This window comes from Micromonospora sp. NPDC004551 (assembly GCF_040609975.1).
In the GTDB taxonomy this organism is placed as follows: Bacteria; Actinomycetota; Actinomycetes; order Mycobacteriales; family Micromonosporaceae; genus Micromonospora.
Window position 1 is genome coordinate 89,820 of the sequence record NZ_JBEXLM010000007.1, and the last position, 20,695, is coordinate 110,514.

22 protein-coding genes, 1 tRNA gene and 1 pseudogene are annotated in these 20,695 nt (G+C 72.5%); 16 read left to right on the forward strand and 8 right to left on the reverse strand.

Annotated elements, in window-relative coordinates; genetic code table 11:
- The first annotated feature begins 108 nt into the window (after positions 1–108).
- Together ABZW14_RS11130 and ABZW14_RS11135 are read left to right on the forward strand one after the other, a co-directional pair.
- Positions 109–663: a helix-turn-helix domain-containing protein gene (locus tag ABZW14_RS11130; RefSeq protein ID WP_355343389.1), complete on the forward strand. Its 555-nt coding sequence runs from the start codon at positions 109–111 to the stop codon at positions 661–663.
- Positions 660–1,370, forward strand: a complete 711-nt coding sequence (locus ABZW14_RS11135; RefSeq protein WP_355343392.1) for a DUF2637 domain-containing protein — start codon at positions 660–662, stop codon at positions 1,368–1,370. The genes ABZW14_RS11130 and ABZW14_RS11135 overlap by 4 nt, the downstream gene beginning before the upstream one ends.
- Positions 1,371–1,425: 55 nt before the next feature.
- Here the strand turns inward: ABZW14_RS11135 and ABZW14_RS11140 are convergent, their stop codons facing one another.
- Positions 1,426–1,935 (reverse strand): hypothetical protein, encoded by a 510-nt coding sequence (locus ABZW14_RS11140; protein ID WP_355343395.1) that lies wholly within the window; start codon positions 1,933–1,935, stop codon positions 1,426–1,428.
- A gap of 424 nt (positions 1,936–2,359) precedes the next feature.
- On the opposite strand from ABZW14_RS11140, the gene ABZW14_RS11145 reads away from it, so the two are divergent.
- The 5 genes from ABZW14_RS11145 to ABZW14_RS11165 all read left to right on the forward strand — a co-directional run bounded on the left by ABZW14_RS11145 (position 2,360) and on the right by ABZW14_RS11165 (position 7,161).
- Positions 2,360–3,022 carry a hypothetical protein gene (locus ABZW14_RS11145; protein ID WP_355343398.1) on the forward strand — a complete coding sequence of 221 codons (663 nt, stop codon included), beginning with the start codon at positions 2,360–2,362 and terminating at the stop codon, positions 3,020–3,022.
- A gap of 1,498 nt (positions 3,023–4,520) precedes the next feature.
- Complete coding sequence (locus ABZW14_RS11150; protein WP_355343401.1) at positions 4,521–4,694, forward strand: DUF2116 family Zn-ribbon domain-containing protein; 174 nt, start codon at positions 4,521–4,523, stop codon at positions 4,692–4,694.
- On the forward strand, positions 4,691–5,701 hold the full coding sequence (locus ABZW14_RS11155; RefSeq protein WP_355343404.1) for a hypothetical protein: 1,011 nt from the start codon (positions 4,691–4,693) through the stop codon (positions 5,699–5,701). Before ABZW14_RS11150 ends, ABZW14_RS11155 begins: the two co-directional genes overlap by 4 nt.
- Before the next feature lie 225 nt (positions 5,702–5,926).
- Positions 5,927–6,220, forward strand: a complete 294-nt coding sequence (locus tag ABZW14_RS11160; RefSeq protein ID WP_355343407.1) for a hypothetical protein — start codon at positions 5,927–5,929, stop codon at positions 6,218–6,220.
- Positions 6,221–6,273: 53 nt separating this feature from the next.
- Positions 6,274–7,161: a hypothetical protein gene (locus ABZW14_RS11165; RefSeq protein ID WP_355343410.1), complete on the forward strand. Its 888-nt coding sequence runs from the start codon at positions 6,274–6,276 to the stop codon at positions 7,159–7,161.
- Between the two features lie 310 nt (positions 7,162–7,471).
- On the opposite strand, the gene ABZW14_RS11170 is transcribed toward ABZW14_RS11165, so the two are convergent.
- Positions 7,472–8,185 (reverse strand): hypothetical protein, encoded by a 714-nt coding sequence (locus ABZW14_RS11170; RefSeq protein WP_355343413.1) that lies wholly within the window; start codon positions 8,183–8,185, stop codon positions 7,472–7,474.
- A gap of 169 nt (positions 8,186–8,354) precedes the next feature.
- On the opposite strand from ABZW14_RS11170, the gene ABZW14_RS11175 reads away from it, so the two are divergent.
- Positions 8,355–8,543 carry a hypothetical protein gene (locus tag ABZW14_RS11175; RefSeq protein ID WP_355343416.1) on the forward strand — a complete coding sequence of 63 codons (189 nt, stop codon included), beginning with the start codon at positions 8,355–8,357 and terminating at the stop codon, positions 8,541–8,543.
- Here ABZW14_RS11175 and ABZW14_RS11180 read toward each other — a convergent pair.
- Positions 8,518–10,041 (reverse strand): recombinase family protein, encoded by a 1,524-nt coding sequence (locus ABZW14_RS11180; protein WP_355343419.1) that lies wholly within the window; start codon positions 10,039–10,041, stop codon positions 8,518–8,520. The genes ABZW14_RS11175 and ABZW14_RS11180 overlap by 26 nt on opposite strands.
- Before the next feature lie 19 nt (positions 10,042–10,060).
- A pseudogene (locus ABZW14_RS11185) lies at positions 10,061–10,228 on the reverse strand (single-stranded DNA-binding protein); the annotation flags it as partial.
- A 278-nt stretch (positions 10,229–10,506) separates the two neighbouring features.
- On the opposite strand from ABZW14_RS11185, the gene ABZW14_RS11190 reads away from it, so the two are divergent.
- A complete protein-coding gene (locus ABZW14_RS11190; protein ID WP_355343422.1) occupies positions 10,507–10,917 on the forward strand; it encodes an HPF/RaiA family ribosome-associated protein in 411 nt (136 codons plus the stop codon).
- Between the two features lie 90 nt (positions 10,918–11,007).
- Positions 11,008–12,024, forward strand: coding sequence for an alpha/beta hydrolase (locus ABZW14_RS11195; protein WP_355343425.1), 1,017 nt, complete (start codon positions 11,008–11,010; stop codon positions 12,022–12,024).
- Positions 12,025–12,034: 10 nt separating this feature from the next.
- Here the strand turns inward: ABZW14_RS11195 and ABZW14_RS11200 are convergent, their stop codons facing one another.
- Positions 12,035–12,766 carry a hypothetical protein gene (locus ABZW14_RS11200; protein ID WP_355343428.1) on the reverse strand — a complete coding sequence of 244 codons (732 nt, stop codon included), beginning with the start codon at positions 12,764–12,766 and terminating at the stop codon, positions 12,035–12,037.
- Positions 12,767–12,934: 168 nt separating this feature from the next.
- On the opposite strand from ABZW14_RS11200, the gene ABZW14_RS11205 reads away from it, so the two are divergent.
- Positions 12,935–13,010, forward strand: a tRNA-Arg gene (locus ABZW14_RS11205).
- 46 nt (positions 13,011–13,056) lie between these two features.
- Here ABZW14_RS11205 and ABZW14_RS11210 read toward each other — a convergent pair.
- Together ABZW14_RS11210 and ABZW14_RS11215 are read right to left on the reverse strand one after the other, a co-directional pair.
- Complete coding sequence (locus ABZW14_RS11210; protein WP_355343431.1) at positions 13,057–13,647, reverse strand: dihydrofolate reductase family protein; 591 nt, start codon at positions 13,645–13,647, stop codon at positions 13,057–13,059.
- A gap of 105 nt (positions 13,648–13,752) precedes the next feature.
- Positions 13,753–14,361 (reverse strand): dihydrofolate reductase family protein, encoded by a 609-nt coding sequence (locus ABZW14_RS11215; protein WP_355343434.1) that lies wholly within the window; start codon positions 14,359–14,361, stop codon positions 13,753–13,755.
- Between the two features lie 145 nt (positions 14,362–14,506).
- Here ABZW14_RS11215 and ABZW14_RS11220 point away from each other — a divergent pair, with 145 nt between their 5' ends.
- On the forward strand, positions 14,507–15,358 hold the full coding sequence (locus ABZW14_RS11220; protein ID WP_355343437.1) for an alpha/beta fold hydrolase: 852 nt from the start codon (positions 14,507–14,509) through the stop codon (positions 15,356–15,358).
- An 11-nt stretch (positions 15,359–15,369) separates the two neighbouring features.
- On the opposite strand, the gene ABZW14_RS11225 is transcribed toward ABZW14_RS11220, so the two are convergent.
- Positions 15,370–16,494, reverse strand: a complete 1,125-nt coding sequence (locus ABZW14_RS11225; RefSeq protein WP_355343440.1) for a hypothetical protein — start codon at positions 16,492–16,494, stop codon at positions 15,370–15,372.
- A 131-nt stretch (positions 16,495–16,625) separates the two neighbouring features.
- On the opposite strand from ABZW14_RS11225, the gene ABZW14_RS11230 reads away from it, so the two are divergent.
- From ABZW14_RS11230 to ABZW14_RS11245, 4 genes are all read left to right on the forward strand, one after another.
- A complete protein-coding gene (locus ABZW14_RS11230) occupies positions 16,626–17,456 on the forward strand; it encodes a class I SAM-dependent methyltransferase (RefSeq protein WP_355343443.1) in 831 nt (276 codons plus the stop codon).
- Between the two features lie 120 nt (positions 17,457–17,576).
- A complete protein-coding gene (locus ABZW14_RS11235; protein ID WP_355343446.1) occupies positions 17,577–18,752 on the forward strand; it encodes an ATP-binding protein in 1,176 nt (391 codons plus the stop codon).
- Between the two features lie 7 nt (positions 18,753–18,759).
- Positions 18,760–19,944: a hypothetical protein gene (locus ABZW14_RS11240; protein ID WP_355343921.1), complete on the forward strand. Its 1,185-nt coding sequence runs from the start codon at positions 18,760–18,762 to the stop codon at positions 19,942–19,944.
- Positions 19,914–20,630, forward strand: a complete 717-nt coding sequence (locus ABZW14_RS11245) for a response regulator transcription factor (RefSeq protein WP_355343449.1) — start codon at positions 19,914–19,916, stop codon at positions 20,628–20,630. Before ABZW14_RS11240 ends, ABZW14_RS11245 begins: the two co-directional genes overlap by 31 nt.
- Positions 20,631–20,695 lie beyond the last annotated feature (65 nt).

Below are 20,695 nucleotides of genomic sequence, written 5' to 3' on the forward strand. Positions count from 1 at the left end.
CTCAACTGAAGACGCCCCGGCCGAGTGCTGGAACACCGACCGGGGCACGACGGAGAAAGGGCCTCCGCCATGTCTGACACTACCCGTTACGCGGGCGGCGCTGCTGCCGTGAAGGACGCGCTGCGCGCCTCGCACGACCTGAAGCCGACCGAGCGACTCGTGCTCGTCGCGATCGTCGCTCATGCCAACGCCGACGGCGCGGCGTGGCCGAGCGTGCAGACCGTCGCCGAGTACGTCGGCTGCTCTGAGCGGACCGTGCAGCGGGCGCTTCGCCGCCTCGTCGAGGTCGGCCGCCTGCTCGTGCAGAAGGTCGCCGGAATCGCCACGCGGGTTTACCGCCTCGTCGTCGGCGGGGGTGACATTCCGGCGCGCGGGGGTGACTTCTCGCCGCGCGGGGGTGACACCCTGCCTGACACCCAAAGGTCTGTAGAAGATCAATCCGAAGACGTGAAGCGCCGCGCTCCGCGCGTCGACTGGCGTCGCCTGATTCCGAAGAGCAAAAACCCGACCCCGCCGCCGAGGCCGTACCCGTACCCGTACCCCGAGCGCCGAGGCGCTGCTCTGCCGCCGCCGGTTGGCACCGAGCGGTGCCCGCGTCACATCGGGCAGACCGCCGCGCACTGCGCGCCGTGCCGCTCTGAGCGCCTCGGCGGTGGCCGATGAACCCGACCGCCTTTTTCGCTCGCGCCTCTGCCGCCCTCGTGGCGCTCGTCGCCGGCTACTCGTCTTTCTCCCACATCGCGCACGTCGCCCTTCGGTACGGCGAGCGCCGCGAGGTCGCCTACGCCCTGCCGTTCGCCATCGACGGTCTGCTGATCGTCGCGACGACGGCGATGCTCGACGACAAGCGCAACGGGCGGCGCGTCCGATGGTCGGCCCGCCTCGCGTTCGCGTTCGGCGTCACGGCGTCGCTCGCCGCCAACGTCGCCAGTGCCGCCCCGTCGGCGGGCGCTCGTGTCGTCGCCGCCGTGCCCGCCATCGCCCTGCTGCTCGCGGTCGAGGTGCTGTCGCGTCACGGTCGCCCCGTCGACGAGGTCGCCGTCGCCTCGCCCGCCCGCGTCGACGTGACGCCCGCCGCCGACGTCACGCCCACTCGTGCCGCCGCCGTCGCGTCGCCCGCGCTCGCCGCCGCTCACCCGTCGCCCGCTCGTGTCGTCGCCCAGGTCGCCGAGGTGGCGTCGTCGGCCCGCGACGAGGTGACGCCCCGCCCGTCGCGTCAGTCGTCCGCCGACACCATTCGCGACGCCGCCGCCAAGCCGGGCGCGACGCCCGCCAGTGTCGCCGCCGCCCTGGGCGTCAGCGTTCGGACGTGTCAGCGGCACTGGCCGAGGCCGAGTGTCGCGACGCCCTCGGGCCTCGCCGTCGCGTGACGTGTCGCCGGGGGCGACCCTGATGCCGCCCCCGGCCGCCCCGGACTCCGCTGGTTTAGCCCGTCAGCGCTTCTCTGGTCGCTGTTAGCTTTTCCTTGCAATCCTTCGCCGCATGGAACTGCGCAAGCGCGGTGCCAGCGATACGGCGCAAGAGGGGGCCGGGCTCGAACACCGTTGGGTCGTCCGTCCGCCTCCACTCGCGCAGGGCGTACCCAATCTCTTTGTCGTCGGGGATGCCCTTCGAGGCAGCTTCTACAAGATGCCCCTGTATCCGGAGACTCTCGATAACTCTTCCGATCGCGGGTGCCGCCTTCCCGACGCTGTCCAGGCGTTGAAGGGACTCGGTGAGCATTGTGAGCTCAGCCGCCCCCCGGACAATCGGCCTGCCGACGAGAATCGCGTTGATCGCTTTCTCCATGTCGTTAAGTGCCGCAATCGCCTCACGGCGCTCCTCTTGATGCTCAGCGGCGGCAGGCAACTCCTTCGGCCGGAACCGAATGGCCGCGACGACGCCGGCGACGGTCGCAACGAGGCTGGCGAGCCCTATCCACGCTTCGATCGTCACGGGTGATGCCTCCAGGAGCGAGATTCGATGATCTGTGATCGACCGCGAAGGATACCGCCGCGCAGCCACCGCCGCTGCCTTCCCATGCCGCCGCCCCGGTCGCCCTGCGGCCGCGCCCCCGCTGCTCGGGCCGCGAAGGCGGCGACGGCAGGCCGAGTGGCCATGTGAACGTGGCGGGCAGCCGGGTGGGGGGTGTTGTGACCCCTTCAGTCGGCGCTCGGCTCATCCGTTTGTCGCAAAGTCAACGCATAGATGCCTTGACATCAATGGGGGTGGCTAGGAACGTGAACTCATGTCAGGCGATCGTGGCGTAGGCGGCTTCGCAGAGCAGAGCGAGCCGATAGACCCCCAACGCGCTGTCCGCGTTGCATTAGAGCTGGCTAGTTTCATGGGGGGCGCTTTCCCGCAGCTCGGAAAACGCCTCATGGATACTGATGAGCATGACCTAACCATGATCGCTGGCTTCATCTTGTCACGGCTCACAGGAAAGCCGCTAGATCGAGCATATTTTTCGAGCCTGCTAGAAGACGACGATTTGCTCGACTGGGTCTTGAGCGCGCTATATGACGCCGATTACGTCAGCGAGAGGCCGGATGGCTCGTTGGAGCTAACGGAATCTGCACGGGAATCTTTGGCCAGGCACAGTACGCCAGACGCCGAGCTGCGCACGCGACTTCAGGTAGACGAACGGGGCGTAGTGGAGACCCTGGTCGTGAGGTTGATGCTCCTTGGAGAACTGGAGCTGGAACCGTCAGAGAACCTCAAGAAACTCTCGGTGCCCGAAAACAGGGCAATACCCACGTCTCCCGCTCGGTCCTGGACATCCCGCCCGCAGGACATTTTGTTTGTATCCAGGCTTGTGGCCATCAGATGGATGCGACAGCGGCTGTCCCGTGTGTGGAGCATGCTGGCAGGTCCACGCTCGACGTCGGATGGCCGCGCAGCGACCGCGGACGGCAACATGCTCCGTTTTGTAGATAACGCCAGCCTCGATGTCGACGCAATCTTTAACCTGCTAGGTCCGCCGCCTCAATGGTCATCGACCGGCATGAAGCCGCACCCCCGTAAGCCGGTCGGTGTGTCATGACGAGTTCCACGAGTCCCCAGAACGCAGAGTGGGAAAGCCTTGCCCCTTGGGAGAAAGCGGCGCAATGGCAGGAAGCTGCTCCGCACATTGCGGATCAGGTCATGGCATTGGCCGTAAGGCACGCCGAAGAAAACTGGAAGATGCAACGGGAGCAGGCGGAGCATCAGCGCCGGATGGACGTGAGGCTGTGGATAACGCAACTCGTGGCGCTGGGTGGAGGGCTCTTGGACGTTGCGATCCTCGCTGTCGTGGCTTGGCACTATGCGGACACCGGGAACGTCGTGCCGGGGCTGCTGACGTTTGGAGCTGGCGCAGGGCTGACGGCCGGGACGTACGCCGTCGGCCGTGGGATTTTGAGGCGGCGAGACCAGAGCGTTGGTGCGGCTGCGGCTGAATCGAGTCCGACGTAGGCGGGCCGCCAGTACGACCGAGAGAGCGCCTCGCACGAGCAGCCCGCAAGGGCCGCCGGCGGGCGCTCTTTCGCGTTTCCGGGGATGTCTCGTGAACAGGTAGCAGCGCTCCGGCCGACTCGCGTTCTGAGCGACGTTTCAACGACGACGCGACCAGCCCGACCGAGGAGCCCCCGCTATGAGCTTTACGTGTGTCGAATGCCGTGGATCGCTGCCGCTCCGGTCGAAGAGCGCGCGCCAAACCTGCTCGCCTCGCTGCCGAAGCCGCCGGGGCCGTCGACTGCGCCGTGCCCTGGCGTGGCGCATGGGTATCGAACTGCTCATGAACACCTCGCCGCCGCTGGGCCGACTTGGATAACGACACCGCCCCCGACGTCGAGAGGTCGCCGAGATGACCGAGGATTCCGACCCACCATGACGCAGGCCCGCGTGAGGCGGGCCGCCGAGCACGACCGAGAGCGCTCGTCGAGCAGCCCGTGAGGGCCGCCCGGGGGGCGCTCTTTCGCGTTTCCGGGCGCGGCGTCGAGCTGCTCAGCGTCGACCTCGTCGGCCTGGGCGAGGTGCTCGCCGTGACCGCGAGGCGTGACCGCCGGCGGAACTCTGCGTGCACTGCGCCGGGCGGGGCCGCCGAGGTGGCGCGCGTCGCTCTGAGCACGCCGAGAGCAGCGCGGGCGAGGGCGAGCAGCTCGAGTGAAGGAATGGCGTAACAGTGCTGTACTACGTCACTTATATATCTCTCTCTAGTTTTTCTTCTTCTTCTTCTACAACCCCTATTAGGGGTGACGCACAACAGCACTGTTACGCCATTCCTACACCCGCCCTCGGCCTCGCCCTGGGCGTCGCCGCCCCGCCCGCGCGACGTGAACACCCCGGCCGACTTGTATATCGGAGGGCCGTGCGCCCGCGTCATCAGGTCCGGGCCGACTTGTCTACTGAGGCGAGCGCACGCGCCCCTCTTCGCATTCTGCGCCGCAGGCCAGACGGCGCGCGGTATCTCGCTCGGGTTTTGGCAGGCGCTGGGCCTGGGCGAGATACCGCATCCCCTTTTTCCTCTCACCTCGTGCGCTCGCACGAAAGGAGTAACGCGCGTGTCCCATTGCGAGCACTGCCGCGCCGAGCTGCCTGCCGAGGCGCAGAGCAATCGGCGCTTTTGTGATGACCGATGCCGCTCGGCGTACCGCCACGCCCAGACCCGCCGCCGCCTCGCCGAGCTGGCCGACGAGGTTGCCCGCCTGCGTGCCGCCCGCGAGGTGACCGAGTGAGCCCAGAACCGCCACCACCACGGGCGGCGCGCGAGGCCCTCGCCGCCGCCGTCGCCCCGCTCTTCGCTGGTTGGGTCCGCCGTGAAGCGCCGACCCGCGACCGCACCTCGGGCCGCGACGTCGAGCCGCTCAATGCCCGAGACCTCGCCGCCGGGCTCGCGCCGCTCTTCGCCGAGCGTGGCTACGTCGTGCACGTCGAGGGTGACTACGACGAGCGCCGCCTGATCGCCCGCGTGCGGGCCGCTGAGGGCGTCGCAGAGCACCTCACGCGCGACCGCTTCGCCGAGAGCGTCGCCCGCCTGCTCCGCCTGCTGCCTGACGCCCCCGCGACCGCCTCGCCGCCAACCCGCCGCGCGGTCGCCGACGCGCGCCTGCTCGCCGAGCGTGACAGCACCTCGGCCTACGTGCGGCGCGTCGCCGAGGCGATCGTCGACCGCTTGCCATACCTCGCCGACGTCGACCCGCGCCCCGTGCTCGTGCGGGCGGGCACCGACACCGCCTCGCCCGACGAGCGCCGCGAGCAGCGCCTCGAGTACATGCGCGAGCACAGTCGGGCCGCCCGTGCCGCCGAGCGCGAGGGCCGCCGCGACGCGATGCTGCGGGCCGCCGCATGGCTCACCGCATGGCGCGAGCACGTCGGCGCAGGCGCCCATCCTGCGCCCGAGGTTCACCGCGCGTACGTCGCCGCCGCCGACCGGGCGGGCCTCGAGCCCGTCGGGCGAAAGACGCTCTACCGCCTCGCCGACGAGGTGCTCGGCCCGCGTACCCGACGGGCCGCCGGCCCTGTGTACGTGATTCCTCAGGAGGTCGCAGCAATGGACCGAGAGCAGCGTCGAGACCTCGCCGAGCTGATCGTCGAGCGCCTTACCGCCGAATGGCGCGAGGCCGCTCTCAAGGGCCTGGCCGACCTCGTCGCCGATCGCCGCGCCGAGCAGCTCGCGCCGACGGTCGAGCGTCACGCCCAGGTCGTCGACCTCGCCTCGCGGCGCGCCCTGAGGGCCGCCTGAGGCGCTTTCTTCCCTGCTCCCTCGTCGGCCCTGGGCGGTCACCGACGAGGGCCTGAGCGCGTCTCGCGAGGCGCTGCTCGCCGTGCCGAGAGGTGCGTGCCGCTAACGGGTCTGCACGCGCCTCTCGGCCGGTTTAAACCCGCCGCCCGACGTCCCTGCCCGACCGACCCGAGAGACCGCCCCGATGACCGACGACGAGCGACTGATCGAGCAGGTGCTGAGCAGATGACCGCCCCCGACGACGCCCTCGCCCGCGCCCTCGCGCTGCTCTGCCTTGAAGGGCGCGGCAAGCGTCAACATCGCCTGCGCCGTTTCCTCGTCGAGCTGCGCGCCGTCCTGCCGCCGGATCACCCCGGCCACGCGATGTCCGACCCCCGCCTCGTCGAGGCGTGCGACGAGGTCCGCGACCACCTCGCCGAGGCATACGGCGTGAGCTACCAACGCAAGCTGCGCGACCCGTCCAACACGCGCATGAGCGTTCGCCTGTGCCGCCCCGCCCTCGGCCCGCCGACTGATTGACCCTCGGCCGCGTCGCCCGACGCTGCCATGACCGCCCGAAAGGACTGCCCGCAATGACCAGTAACTACACGCCGCCGAGCAACGGCGGCACGCCTGACATGCTGCCGACCGAGGTCGACCCCGACGCCCCGCTCGCCGAGCGGGTCGCCAAGGCCCGCGCGCTCGCCGAACGGCAGTACGCCGCCCCGGAGATGCGCGAGCCGCGACCGCAGGAGATGCCCGACATGGGCCTCGTCGAGGCGTCCGACCCTTACCGCACCGACTTCATCGCCGCCCCGTGGTCTCGCGCCGGATGGGAAAGCGCCGCCGCTGCTGAGCGTTCCATGTACCGCGTGCAGACCGCGATCCGCGACGCGATCGACACCGCCGAAGCGATCGTCGCCGACAATGCGACCTGGCCCGGCTACCGCTTCGAGAAGTTCGGCGAGAACATCGCGAAGACCGATGCGACCGTGCGCGAGGCGCTCGACGCCGCCGAGGTCGCGCTCACCGTCGCCGAGGCGACCGCAATCGGCGAGGCGCTGCCGCAGGCGAGGACGGAAGACAAGCGGGCCGCCGACCCGCGCGCCGCTCGGATGCTCGAGAGCGCGAAGCGCATCTCTGACATGGGGCCGCTACTGCGGAAGCTCGCCGCCCGCTCCGACGAGGTCGGCGCGCTCGTGACCGATCGACAGTGGCTCGACGACACGCTGCTCGGGCTTGGGTACGACGCCGAGCAGCGCGAGTCCCTGCACAAGCTGGTCATGTCTGCCGCGCTCGCTGCCGCCGCCGCGTCGGATGACAGGAAGCGGGCCGACGCTGCTCGCGCCATCAAGGCTGTTGCCGCCGGGCGTAAGGGCCTCGCTGCTCTGCGGTCGGGCTGGCAGGTCACGCGCGGTCGCCTCGACGCACGAGGGAAGCGCGAGATCCCGGTCGTCACGACCGTGCGCAGGTACGCCTAACCACGACGCACCGAGGGCGAGCAGGTCAACGCGACCCGCTCGCCCTCGTCGTGCTCGTCGACCTGGGCCTCGCCCTCGCGTTACGGGCCGTGCCCGCCGGCAAAACTCCGCGTCTACCTCGCCGACCTCGACCTCGACATCGAGCAGTGAGGCCGCGGCTCACCCTGCGTGACCTCCACGCCTGAGGGGGTGGCGGGGGGCTCCCTCGGCCCTGCGTCTCGGGACCGCCGGGGAGGCGTCTCTCTGGTCTGTCAGGTTCAAAGCTTTGGCGCTCACGCAACGCGACCACCGCGAGAAGTGACTTCCGGCGCTACGCCGAGAGTCCCTTCGGGAGCGCAACCGGCACCTCCTCTTCCTCCTCCTCGAACGGGTACACCTCAGGTCCACCCCGACTCAAAAAAAGCAGCACCAGCAGTGCCCCAGTCGCCGCAAGGGATACCCAGACGAATGCGTTGCCGTAGCCGTAGGTGACGAAAAGCCGATAGAACGAGTAGAGAGCGAAAAATGCTGGCAGCAGCACGATGCATATAAACGTCTCCGCACTCTCAATAATCTCCATGAGCCGCCCGTAGCGAGTTCCGTCGTCGATGCCACCCCCTCCGACGCTGAAAAGGAAGGCGGAGGAAACGACTACTGTGTCGAGGTCTGATTTAGATAGCCCGGGAAAGCGATGCTTCGTGATCTCGTAATAGACCGACAGTGCCGTTTGTCGACGCCAAGAAATTTGAACGGCCCGCACAACGAGGCCAACCGCGACGGGCGGTATTAGGATCCGAATGAAAGCGAAATCCGTAAGCTTGACGGCGAGGATGGAAACCTCACTCACGCCGCGACCCGAGATCAGGATAAAAACCAGCGCGAGCGATACGGCGACGAACCAGTTTCTCCGCGCCTCCCGAGCCATCGTCTCGCAAGTATCAAGCAACCGGGCCAAATACTCCTTGACGAGGTCGAGGTCGGTTTCCTTGCAGTCAAGAAACTGCCTGACTCGGTCGGGCAATAGCGCCGAATCGTCTTCTTGCACCGCCTTCACCCCCTCCGCCGCGCCCTACCGTAGTAGCCGCGTTCAACCCTTACCCCTGCGGGGAACCAGCGCTGGCGTAGGCCCTTCACGCGCCCCCGGCGAGCGGCTGCGCCTCGGGCACGGGAGGTGCGTACGCTGTCAGCCCTCTGCGCCCCCAAAGGAGCCCGCCGTGACCGAGCCGCCCCGCTTCCCGCCTGACCTCATCAACGCCCTCTGCGAGTGGATCGCCGGCTACCGCCTCGGCGACCGACAGGCGCAGATCGTGAACGGCCGCGCGCCCGAGCAGACCTCGAAGCGCCCGAAGCAGCACCCGAAGGCGGGCCTTCGGACGTCTAGGGCATCGCTTCCTCGGCCGTGACCTCGGCGAGGCGCTGCGCCTCAGGGTCGTCGAAGACGCCGAGCTGAAGATCGATGCGAGACTCATCGAAGACTTTCCGCCCCGGCACGGCCGCGCGCTGCACGACGACGCGAGCGTGGGCCGACACAAGCAGCGCCCGCCGACCGTCGACGTCTCGCGACTCCCACGCCTGGGCGAATGTCTCCCCGGTCTCTACCTTCCGCGTTTCCGTGACCGCCGTCGCCGGTAGTGCCTCGCGCGCCGCGTGCAGCTCGCCGAGTCGCGCCGCAAGCGCCGGAACGTCGGCCCCCCGCTCGGTCATCTGCCGCGCCGTGTCGGTGATGGCCGCCTCGATGTCGGCCCGCCGACCGTCGTCGACCGCGACCGTCACCACCTCGACGACCGGCCAGTGCCCGACCATGCGCAGAAACTCGCGCTCGACGTACTGCTCGGTCATCTCCGCCGTGATCGCAACGCCCTTGCAGCCCTGTCCATTGCGCCGCGCCGCGCAGGCGTACGTCGGCACGGTCGCCCCGCTCGCGTGCTTCCTCGACGAGGCGTAAAGCTTGCGACCGCACCCGGCGCAGTAGGCGACGCCGGAGAGCAGCCGTGCCGCCCGTACCCGTCGGCCGCGTCCCTCGACGCCGTCGCCGTTCGCCGTGAGCACCGCCCGCAACTGGTGCCATGTCTCGAGCGAAAGAATCGGCTCCCAGAGCTGCCGGGGCAGGCCGTCGTCGCCGCGCAGCAGCTCGCCCCGGTAGACCGACCGGCCGACGGTCGCCGGATTCACGAGCATCTGCGCGATGACCTGCGTCGACCACGGCGCGGGTTTCGTCCGCCGCGTGCGGCCTTCGGCGATCAGCCGTGCCGAGCGAGTCGGCACATCCCGCGCGTTGAAGTCGTGCGCGACCCGGTAGAGGGACTCGCCGGAGAGCACCCGCTCGGCCGCCTCGCGCACCACGGCCGCCGCCTCGGGATCGGGCACGAGCACGTATCCGGGGCCGTCGGCCGCCGGGGCGACCTTGTATCCGTACGGGGCAGCACCGCCCGCCCACCGACCGAGTCGCCGCGCTCCGGCGATGCCCGCCGCCGTCCGCTCGGCAATCGTCGCCGCTTCCATCTCCGCGAAGGCGCTCAGAATCGTCGCGACGAACCGACCCGCCGAGGTGGTCATATCGAGCGACTCGGCGACACTCACGAGCGCCGCCCCGTGCTGCTCGGCCTCGTCGGCGAAGGCGCGGAAGTCGACGACGTTTCGTGCGAGCCGATCGATCTTCGCGAAGATCACGACGTCGACCTCGCCCCACCGCTCGCGAATCTCGCCGAGGCCCGGCCGGTCGAGCCGTAGGCCCTTGTCGGAGCCGCTCACGTCCAGGTCGCGAACGACATGAGGGTGAACGTTCCAACCCTTCGCCGCGCAGTACGCTCGCGCAGCCTCCTCCTGCCGAGCGGGAGAGGTCGAGGGGTCGAGGTCGCCCCGGTGCGAGGAAAGCCGCACGTAGATGATCGCCGTGGTCATGGTGGGAAATGGTAATGTGTCGCACCCGGAGGCTGTTGCCGTCGACCCAGCGGCCGCTCTCCCGGTCGAGCCGCCGGGCGGTCGAGGCGACCTTGAAGTTGGCCACCAGGGTGTTGCTCTGCGTGGTCCGGCGCCACTCCGGCGCGGTCAGCACATTACCGACAATCGTTACATAAGTATCGAACATCGCCCCTCCCAAGGGAACTCGGCTTGTCCGGCCGAGCCTCGGCCGCCGGCCGGCCGCGGGCCAGCCTGCCCCGGCCGACCTGTGGACGACGCGCCCGGCTGTGGACAACCGCCTGATCAAGGTCCCGGTCTGCTAGGACCAGTGGCCCTGTGGCCCTGACCTGCGCAGCAGCATGATCAAGAGGTCGGGTTCCGGAGACGGCCCGACTGGGTATGGCTTTGATCAACCGAGAGAGAGGGAGCGACGATGCTTCTCCGAGACGTCTGCGAGGCCCCGCGATGAGCGCCGTGGCGAACCCCGCGACCGTGGCCGAGTGCCTCCGGGTCGGCGCCGGGTTCTCCCAGGGCGACCGGAACTGGATCGCGGAGCAGTTCGCGACCCTCGACGCCCGGCTCGCCGGCTTCCACGCCGACGCCACCGAGCTGGAGGTGTCGGTCAAGGACCGGAACGCGCGGGGCCAGAAGGTCACCCTGGAGTGCTGGGTCGCGGGCCGGCAGAAGATCGTCACCACCTCCGCCGAGGAGGACCTGCACGCCGCGCTCAACGACGTCCGGGACGACCTGCGCCGCCGGCTCAACGACGCGAAGACCCGGCAGGAGCCCCGCCACAACAAGCACCTCCGCGAGGTCGACCAGCCCGAGGGCGTGCCCGCGCAGGCGGCCGAGCGGGCCGACGCCGAGACCGCCTGAGATCGACTCCCGCCCCCGCTCGCACCCGGTGCCGGCGGGCGGGGGCAGGGGGGCTACCGCCGGGTAGCGAGGCGGCGTACCGTCGCGGTCGTGGAACCCGACGTGCTGGGACCGCCGTACGAGCGGCGGACGATCGACCTGGGCACCGACGACGAGGGACCGGTCGTCGCGACCCTGGTCCGCCGGCGGGCGGAGCGCCCGACCGGCCGGGCCGTGCTCTACGTGCACGGCTTCGTCGACTACTTCTTCCAGACCCACGTCGCCGACTTCTTCGCCGAGCGCGGCTGGGACTTCTACGCGCTCGACCTGCGCAAGTACGGCCGCAGCCTGCAACCGCACCAGACCCCGAACTTCTGCCGCGACCTGAGCGACTACTTCCCCGAGCTGGACGCCGCCGCGAAGATCATCCGCGAGGACGAGGGGCACGACACCCTGCTCGCCATGGGCCACTCGACCGGCGGCCTGATCATCTCGCTCTGGGCGCACGCCCACCGCGAGGCCGGCCTGGTCGACGGGATCGTCCTGAACAGCCCCTTCTTCGACATCAACGCGCCCTGGCTGGTCCGGCGACCCCTCGCGGCCGCCGTCTCCCGGCTGGGCCGCCGGGCGCCGCAGCGCATCCTCCCGTTCGGGCTGGGCACGGTGTACGGCGAGAGCCTGCACGCCGACCACCGCGGCGAGTGGCGTTACGACCTGGCCTGGAAGCCGCTCGCCGGGTTCCCGGTGCGGGCCGGCTGGATCAACGCGATCCGCGCCGGCCAGCGCCAGCTGCGGGCCGGCCTGGACATCCCCGTGCCGGTGCTGCTGGCCTGCTCGACCCGCAGCTACCGGGGCACGAAGTGGCACGACTCCGCCACGCTCGCCGACGCGGTGCTCGACGTGGAACACATGGTCCGCTGGGCGCCCCGCCTCGGCCGGCACGTCACGCTGGCCCGCTTCGACGGCGGGCTGCACGACCTGACGCTGTCCGGCCCCGCCGTACGCGAGAAGGTGTTCGCGGAGGTCGGGCGGTGGGCGGAGGGCTTCCTCGGCGCCGGGCCGACCGAGCCGGCGCCGGCGCCGCGGCGGCCGGTCGACGAGCCGGCCGGGGCGACCGCCGAGGGGTGAGCCGGGCCGGTCAGCCGGCGGTCGCCGCCGCCAGGGCCGACCGGATGCGGTCGAACGTCGCGACCGGGTGGCCGCCGCCGTCGGCCGGCAGCAGGAGGCCCAGGCAGCGCAGCGAGAGCTCCCCGTCCGGCGCCTCGACGCCGAACACCGGCGCGCCCACGTACCCGGACGGCAGCTCGGTGGTGACCCGCACCTGGTCACCGACGCGGGCCACCCGCTCGATCACCGCCTCCAACGGCCGCGCCCCGGTCTCGCCGATGCCGAGCGCCAGCACGAACGCCGAGCCGGGCTCCGCGCCGACCCGGGCCACCGCGTCGGCCGGCGCGGCCACCGAGTCGGTCACCTGCTGGGTACGCCAGCTCCAGCCCTCGTCCTCGGCGTAGCCGTGCAGGCCGCCCGTGGGCATGGCGGCCAGGCCGATCTCCGGCAGGTGCAACCACCGGTCGGCGAAGTCGGGCAGCCCGATCGGCTCCGCGGCCGCCTCCGCCGGCTCGGTGACGCTCGGCCGCAGCCCGATCTCCCCGTACGGCGTCCGGGTGGTCGCGGCGGCCGTGAGCAGCCACTCGTGCACCACCTCGCCGTCGTCGGTCGCGCCGACCAGCTCGCTGTAGAAGAAGGCGGTGCCGAACGTCGCACCCGGCGCGCCGGGCCGGTCCGACCCGGTCACGGGCAGGATGGCCCGGCCGAGGAGCTGGCACAGCTCGTATGCGATCTCGTTCTCGGTTTCCTGGTCGAGCAGCACGACGCCGAGGGTACGGACCGGCCCGGCCCGGGTGGCCCGCGCCCCGGATATCCGGGATGCCCGCGGGGGCCGGGCCGTGGGACGCTGAGCGGCGACGTGGCCGCGACCACCCGTTCCCCCGCCCAGGCCCAGGGCGGCGGTACCCTCTTGGCGCGACACCGTCGACGCGCGCCCGTAGCTCAGCGGATAGAGCAGGGGACTTCTAATCCCAAGGCCGCAGGTTCGAATCCTGCCGGGCGCACCATCGTCATCAGCGAAACGGGAGACGGCCGGGCGGGAGGCGGCGACCGTCAGGCCTGCGGGGTCGCCTGCCGCCGGACCCGGTAGCGCAGGTGGGTCACGTGCGGCGAATCCACTGTGGCGAGCCGTTCCAGTTCGATGTGCGCGTCACCGAGGTGCTCGAACAGGCGGCGGCCCGCACCGAGCAGCACGGGTGCGACCTGGACGCGGATCTCGTCGACCAGGCCGGCGGCCAGGAACTGCTGGCCGACCGTCGCGCCCATCAGGCGTACGTCGCGGTCTCCTGCGGCGGCGGTGGCCCGGTCGAAGGCGTCCCGGACATCGGTGACGAAGGTGAAGGTGCCGCTCTTCTCGACCCGCTCGGCGAGGGGGTGGTGGGTCAGCACGAGGCAGGGCACCGGAAAGGGGGTGTCGTTCCAGACGTCGATGCCGACGTCGAACGTCCGCCGGCCGAGCACCACGGCGCCCGTGCCCACCTGCGTTCCACGACTGATCTCCGCGTCCACCTCGTTCGACGAGGCCTCGAAGATCCACTCGTGCAGGCGCAACCCGCCGATGCCCATCGGGTTCTCCACGCTGACGTCCGGGCCCGCCATGAACCCGTCCAGCGACATGGTGACGTCCAGCAGTACGCGTGCCATGGCAGCCCTTCGCCGAGGGACGCCGCGGCGTCCGGGACCGGTAGGTGCTCGATACCGTACCCACCGAGGCCCAGGATCGGGTGGACCTCGGCGGACCGGCCGCCCTCAGACGTTGCCGAAGGTCGGCGCCCCGGCGCTGTCGTAGGTCAGCATGGTTACGCCGGTGCCGGAGGTGTGGGTGCCGGTCAGCCGCAGGCCCGCCGGGGGCACGCCGTCGGCGAAGAGCCGCTGCCCGCGTCCCAGCACGACCGGGAAGACCAGCAACTGGTACGTGTCGATGAGCCCCTCCCGCATGAGCGACCGGGCGAGCGCGCCGCTGCCGTGCACCTGGAGTTCCCCGCCGGGGCGGCTCTTGAGTTCGGTGACGGCGGCGGCCAGGTCACCGTCGAGGCGGTGCGATCCCGACCAGGTGAGCTCGTCGTCCCGGGTGGTGGCGACGTACTTCGGCAGCCGGTTGAGCGGGTTGTCCGGGCCGCCCTGGGCCGGGTCGGTCACGTGCGGCCAGTAGGCGGCCATGATGTCGTAGGTGCGGCGGCCGAGCAGCAGGGCCTCGGCCCGCTCGAGGGTCTCGCCCATCCACCCGCCGACGGTCTCGTCGAAGTGCGGCGGCAGCCAGCCGCCCAGGTCGAACCCGCCGCTGCGGTCCTCCTCCCGGCCGCCCGGGGCCTGCATGACGCCGTCCAGGGTGAGGAACGTGGTGATGGTGAGTCGCATGGTGGTGCCTCCTTCGTGACCGGCCCTGCGCCGGCCTCCACCCTGCCGACGGCCGGGGACCAACCGGATTCGACAACCCGGCCGGACCCAGTATGTGATCTGGGCCACACCAACCGATGTCACCGGGGCGACGTAGCCTCCGCTCATGGTGACCGAGACGGATCTCCGCCTGGCCGACGGCCGCACCCTCCACGTCTACGACACGGGTGGGTCCGACCGCCTCGCCGTGTTCTGGCACCACGGCACGCCGAACATCGGGGCACCGCCCGCGCCGCTGTTCGACGCGGCCGACCGGCTCGGTCTCCGCTGGGTCTCCCACGACCGCCCCGGCTACGGCGGTTCGACGCCGCTGCCGGGGCGCGACATCGCGTCGGCCGCCGCCGACGTCGCCGCGGTGGCCGACGCGCTGGGCCTCGACCGGTTCGCGACGGTGGGCCACTCCGGCGGTGGGCCGCACGCCCTGGCCTGCGGCGCGCTCCTGCCCGACCGGGTGGTCGCGGTGGTGGCCGGCGCCGGCCTGGCCCCGTACGGCGGGGCCGGGCTGGACTGGTTCGCCGGCATGGTGCCCGCCGGGGTGGCGTCGCTGCGGGCGGCCGCCGCGGGGCGGGCGGCCAAGGAGGCGCACGAGGCCTCGGGTGTGGTGTACGACCCGGAGTTCACGCCGGCCGACCTGGCCGCGCTGCACGGCGAGTGGTCCTGGTTCGACAGTGTGGTGGGCCCCGCGACGCAGGCGGGGCCGGGCGGGCTGATCGACGACGACCTGGCGTACGTGCACCCGTGGGGATTCGACCCCGCCGACGTGACGCCGCCGGTGCTGCTGGTGCACGGCGCGCGGGACGGGATCGCGCCGGTGGCCCACGCCGAGTGGCTGGCCGGGCGCTGTCCGACCGTCGAGCTGCGCCGCTACCCGGAGGACGGGCACATCTCGGTGCTGCGCCACGCCGGGCCGGCGCTGGAGTGGCTGCGCTCGCGCGCGGACGAGGCGTCCGTGCGGTAGGTGGAGGGGCGTCAGGGCGTACGCGGGCCGATGCCGTCCGCGGCCGAGGGATCGAGCATCAGTCCGACCTGCCGCCCGATGAACCGGTACGCCACCTGCTTCGCCGCCCACAGCAGATAGCCCCGCTCGGCGGCACCGATGCTCCGCCCGTCGGCGTGCCCGACGCTGCTGAGCAGCACCCAGCTTCCGGTCGTGGAGCTCACCGTGAGGGTCTCACCGCCCGGGATCCCACGCTGGGCGGCGCTGCGCGGAAGCCGGCCGAGCCGGTCCCGGGTGGTCCGCTCACCGGGATAGAGGACCGCTGCCAGGTGGACGACGGCATCGCTGTCGTCGGTGGTGTATGTGACCCGGACCGTGCGCACGCAGCCGTCGAGCACGTCGTCGTCGAGCACGCCGACGCAGCCGCGCAGGTCCTTCCCGCCGGTCCGGCGCAGGGTGTCCCCCGCCGCCTGGAACGTCCGCTCCGGCATCGCCGTGGCCACGGTCACCGGCGGCGCCTCGGCCCGGACCAGCGCCACCGCGAGGGTGCCGAGCAGGGCCACCGCGACGAGGGCGGCTCCGCGAGCCGACCGCCGCCCGCCGTCGGCCCGGACGGTGCGGACGAGGACGGCGATCACGGCCAGGCCTGCGCCGACCCCGCCCCAGCGGATACCGGTGGCCATCGCCCCGGCCGCCGGGCCGTCGAGGAGCAGGTACAGGGCGGCTCGCCGGCCGGGCACGTGCACCCAGGCCACCAGCAGCAACGCCGAAGCGACCAGCGCGGCGGCGACCCGGGCGGGCACGCTGAGCCGCGCCCACAGCACGAGGGCGACCGTGGCCCAGAGAACCGGGAGGGTGATGAGCAGCCAGCCGACGAGGGTCATGCCGGTGCCGGTGCAGCCGGTCAACGCGCAGGCGCTCTCGTCGATCCGGGTCCGCACCTCGTCGCCGTACACGATGCGCAGCGTCACCAGGGCGACCACGCCGACGGCGACCAGCACGCCCGCCGGGTCGAGGCGGCCGCGGCCGGCAGCGCGTCGCGCCTGGTCGGCCGCGTCGGCGGTGGCGTCCGCGCGAGCGGACCCGGCCGTCATCTCCTCGCGTGCCCGGGCCACGAGGTCCTTCGAGGTGCTGCGCCCACCCCTGCTGCTCGACATGGCAGCGAGACTAGGGCAGCGGCGCACGGGGACCCGCCGCCGCCGGCACTCGCGGACCGTCCCGGCCGCCGGGTGGAGCGCCGCGCGGTAAACCGGGTGACCCGCCGCCACGCGGCGTCCACCATCGACGGATGCCGCAGCATCGACCCGCCGAGCCGGACATCACGCGCTACTACACGGACGTCTTCGCCGAGGCGGACCGGTTGGACCGGTCGCCGCAGGGAAGGTTGGAGGCGTGCCGCACGCGTGACCTGCTCACCCGGCTGCTGCCGCCCCCGCCGGCCGAGGTGCTGGACGTCGGCGGTGGCCCCGGCGCCTACGCGGGCTGGCTCGCCGCGGCCGGGCATCGCGTGCACCTGGTCGACCTGGTGCACGCGCACGTCGAGGCGGCCCGGGCGGCGTACCCGGGGATCAGCGCGGCCGTGGGTGACGCCAGGGACCTCCCGCTGCCCGACGACTCGGCCGACGCCACCCTGCTGCTCGGCCCGCTCTACCACCTGCCCGACCGGGCGGACCGGGTGGCCGCGTTGCGTGAGGCGGCCCGGTTGACCCGGCCCGGTGGCCCGGTGCTCGCGGCGGTGATCAGCCGCAACGCCGCCCTCATCGACCTGACGGCGCAGGGGCTGGTGGACGAGCACAACCGTGCGCTGCTGCGCGAGGAGTACGCCACCGGGGTGAACGACCCGCGGACCGGCTTCACGACCGCCTACTTTCACCGCCCGGAACAGGTGGTGGACGAGTTCGTCGCGGCCGGATTGCCAGCCCCCGCGGTGTACGGGGTGGAGGGTCCGCTGTGGCCGCTGCTGAACGCGCTCGGTACCGGCCCGGACGAGCGGCTGTTCGCTGACGCGGTGGCCCTCGCCGAGGTGTTCGAGCGGGATCCGGCGGTGCTCGGGGCCAGCTCGCACCTGCTCGCCGTGGCCCGCGCCCCGGTGGATGGGAGCCGGCCCGCCGGCGGCTGAGATCGTCATAGCGACGCGCCGCGCACCGAGGGTGACCGGTTCCGTGTGCACGTGTTATTCTCCGGCGTCGATCTACCGTGCGGACCCGACCGGGTCGCTGCCGGAAGGACACCTCCCCCGATGCCGGTCGTAGCCGCCACGACCCTGCCGCCGTCCGCGCTGGACCGGCCGGCGGGCGGCGCGTTCACCCTGATCTTCACCACCCTGCCGGCGCTGCTGCGGCTCACCTGCGGGCTCGTCGCGGCGGTGGTCGCGCTGGCGGTGCGCACCCCGCCGGTCCGGGTGGCCCTGCTGGTCCCGGCGATCGTCGCGCTCACGGCCTGGTCCCTCTGGTACGCCGTCCGCGCCCTGCGGTACGGGTTCACCGGCGCCCTGGTGGCCGGCGACGTGGCGCTGACCACCGCGGCCGCGCTGGCCATTCCCTGGCTGGTCGCGCCGGAGGTGCTGCCCGGCGAGGGGAGCTGGATGGCGGTGCTGGCCAGCACCACGGTGATCAACGCACAGGCCACCGCCCCGGCCCGCTGGTCGGTCCCGGCCGGGCTGCTGGTCACCGCGGGCTACGCGACCGGGGCCTCCCTCGCCGGCAACGCGGTCGAGGCGCGGGCGCACGCCGGGACGCTGCTGGTGCAGACCAGTTGCACGGCGGTGGTGACCGCGGTGATGCGACGCCGGATCGGGCGGGCCGACGCCGCCTTCGGGGACTACCAGCGGCTGTCCCGGGAGGCGGTGGTGGGACGCGCCGCCCGGGAGGCCGAGCGGCGGCAGAACCGCGACCTGCACGACACCGTTCTCGCCACGCTGACCATGGTGGGGCTCGGCGCTGTGCCCGGCCCCTCCGCGGCGCTGCGCGAGCGGTGTGCGGCGGACCTGCGTACCCTCACCGCCCTGGCCGACGCCCGCGCGACGCCGGCCGGCGCGGTGGCGCTCGACGAGCGGCTGCGGGCGGTGCTCGCCCGCCTGCCCGAGCTGACCGTGGACGCGACGCTCGCGCCGTGCCGGGTGCCCGCGGCGGTCGGCGCGGCGCTCGCCGACAGCGCCGCCGCCGCGCTGGCCAACGTGGTCCGGCACGCGCCGGGCGCCACCGCCACGCTGCGCCTGGCCCCGGACGCCGGCGCCGTCGTGGTCGAGGTGGCCGACGACGGCCCCGGCTTCGACCCGGCCACCGTCCCGGCCCACCGGTACGGGCTGCGCGAGTCGATCCACGGCCGGATGTCGGCGGTCGGCGGCCGCGCGGTCGTGACCTCCGCCCCTGGCGCCGGCACCCGGATCCGGCTGGAGTGGTCCGGTGTCCACTGAGTCGGGAATGGTCGGGACCGGCACGGCGGCCCCGGCGATCGTGCGGCAGCGGACGCCGGAGCGCGCCGGCCCGGGGGCCGCCGCGACCGCGGCGCACGCGGTGGGCGACGCCTCGGACCGGGGCGCCCGGATCGCGGCGGTGGTCATCGCGCTGGCCTGGCACCTGGCGATCGGGTTGCCGGCGCTGCTCGGTTCCTGGTCCCGGCTGGCCGCCCCGCCGGTGGTCGCCGCCGGCTGGCTGGTGACCGCGGCGGTCGGCGTCGCGGCGGGCGTACGCCTGCTGCGCGGTGGGCTGCCGCCCGCCCGGCTGCTGGCGGCGGCGCTGCTGGTGGTCGACGGGGTGGTCTTCGCGGCGGCCGGTGAGCGGCAGCTCTTCACGGCGGCCAACTGGGTGTGGGGCGGGCTGGCCTGGTTCTTCCTGCTGGTGCTCTGGCGGCGGCCGCTGAGCTGGCTGCTCGCGCTGCTCGGCGCGCACGCGACGATCGCCCTGGCCGCGGTGGTCCAGCACGGCGCGACCGCCCCGGCCGACCTGAGCCGCTACGCCATGTACGTCTACGGCACCTCGTCACTGCCGGTGGCCGTGTTCGCCGGGGCGGCGGCGATCGCGGCGCTGGCCCGGGACCGGGCCGCCACCGCCGCGGCGTCCGTGGACGTGGTGGCCGAACGGGACGCGGCGGAACGGGCGCAGCGGGAGCGGCAGGCGCGGCTGGCCCTGGCCAGCGGCACCGCCGAGGAGGTGCTGGCGGCCCTCGCGTCCGGCGAGGCCGACCCGGCCGACCCGGCGGTACGCCGCCGCGCCGTGCTGGCGGCGGCCCGGCTGCGCCGGCTGATCGCCGAGTCGGACGACGTGCCGGATCCGCTGCTGCACGAGCTGCGCGCCGCGGCCGACCTGGCGGAGCGCAACGGCCTGCCGATCGAGCTGGTCGCCGTCGGCGCGCCGCCGGACCTGCCGGTCGAGGTCCGCCGGCGGCTCGCCGACCCCGCGACCGAGGCGCTCGCCGGCGCCCGGGGCTGGGCCCGGCTGACCGTGGTGGCCGGCCCGGACGAGGTGGTGGTCAGCCTCGTCACCCCCGACCACGACGGGCCGGACGCGACCGGCCCGCCCGGCGGGGACGGGACCGGGCCGGTGGAACACCTGCACGAGCGCGACGGGGAGATCGAATGGACGCAGACGCGGTGGCGGAGGACGTGACCGGCGGGCAGCCGGTGGGCGTGGCGATCGTGGACGATCATCCGGTCGTGATCGACGGGGTACGGGCGTGGCTGGCCGGCGAGCCGCGGCTGCGCGTACTGGCCACCGGGGACGACCCGGACGTGGTGCTGCGGGCCGCCCCCGAGGCCGAGGTGGTCCTGCTCGACCTGCGGCTGCACGGGCGCATGGTGCTCGACAAGCTGGCCGAGCTGAGCGCCGCGGGCCGCCGGGTGGTGGTCTACTCCGAGCACACCGCCCCGGAGACGATGCTGGCCGCGCTGGACGCCGGCGCGGTGGCGTTCCTGGCCAAGCACGAGGGGCGGGAGCACTGCGTGGCCACCGTGCTCGCGGCGGCGAGCGACCGCCCGTACGTGCCGCCGGCACTGGCCGGGGCCATCGTGGGCGATCCCCGGCCGGACCGGCCGGTCCTGTCCGACAAGGAGCGCGAAGCCCTGCTGCTGTGGTTCCAGTCGATGTCGAAGGCGTCGGTGGCCCGCCGGATGCGGATCAGCGAGCACACCGTGAAGCAGTACGTGGACCGGGCCCGGATCAAGTACACGCGGGCGGGGCGGCCGGCGGCCACCAAGGCGGCGCTGCTCGCCCGGGCGATCGAGGACGGCCTCGTCCGGCCGGAAGATATCGGCAGCTATCGGTCACAGGCGTCCGCCGACCGGCCGACCCCCTAACGGCTGTCATGACAGCGGCCACGGGGTGGGCCAGGCTCGACGTATCGCCAACCGCGCCACCGGGA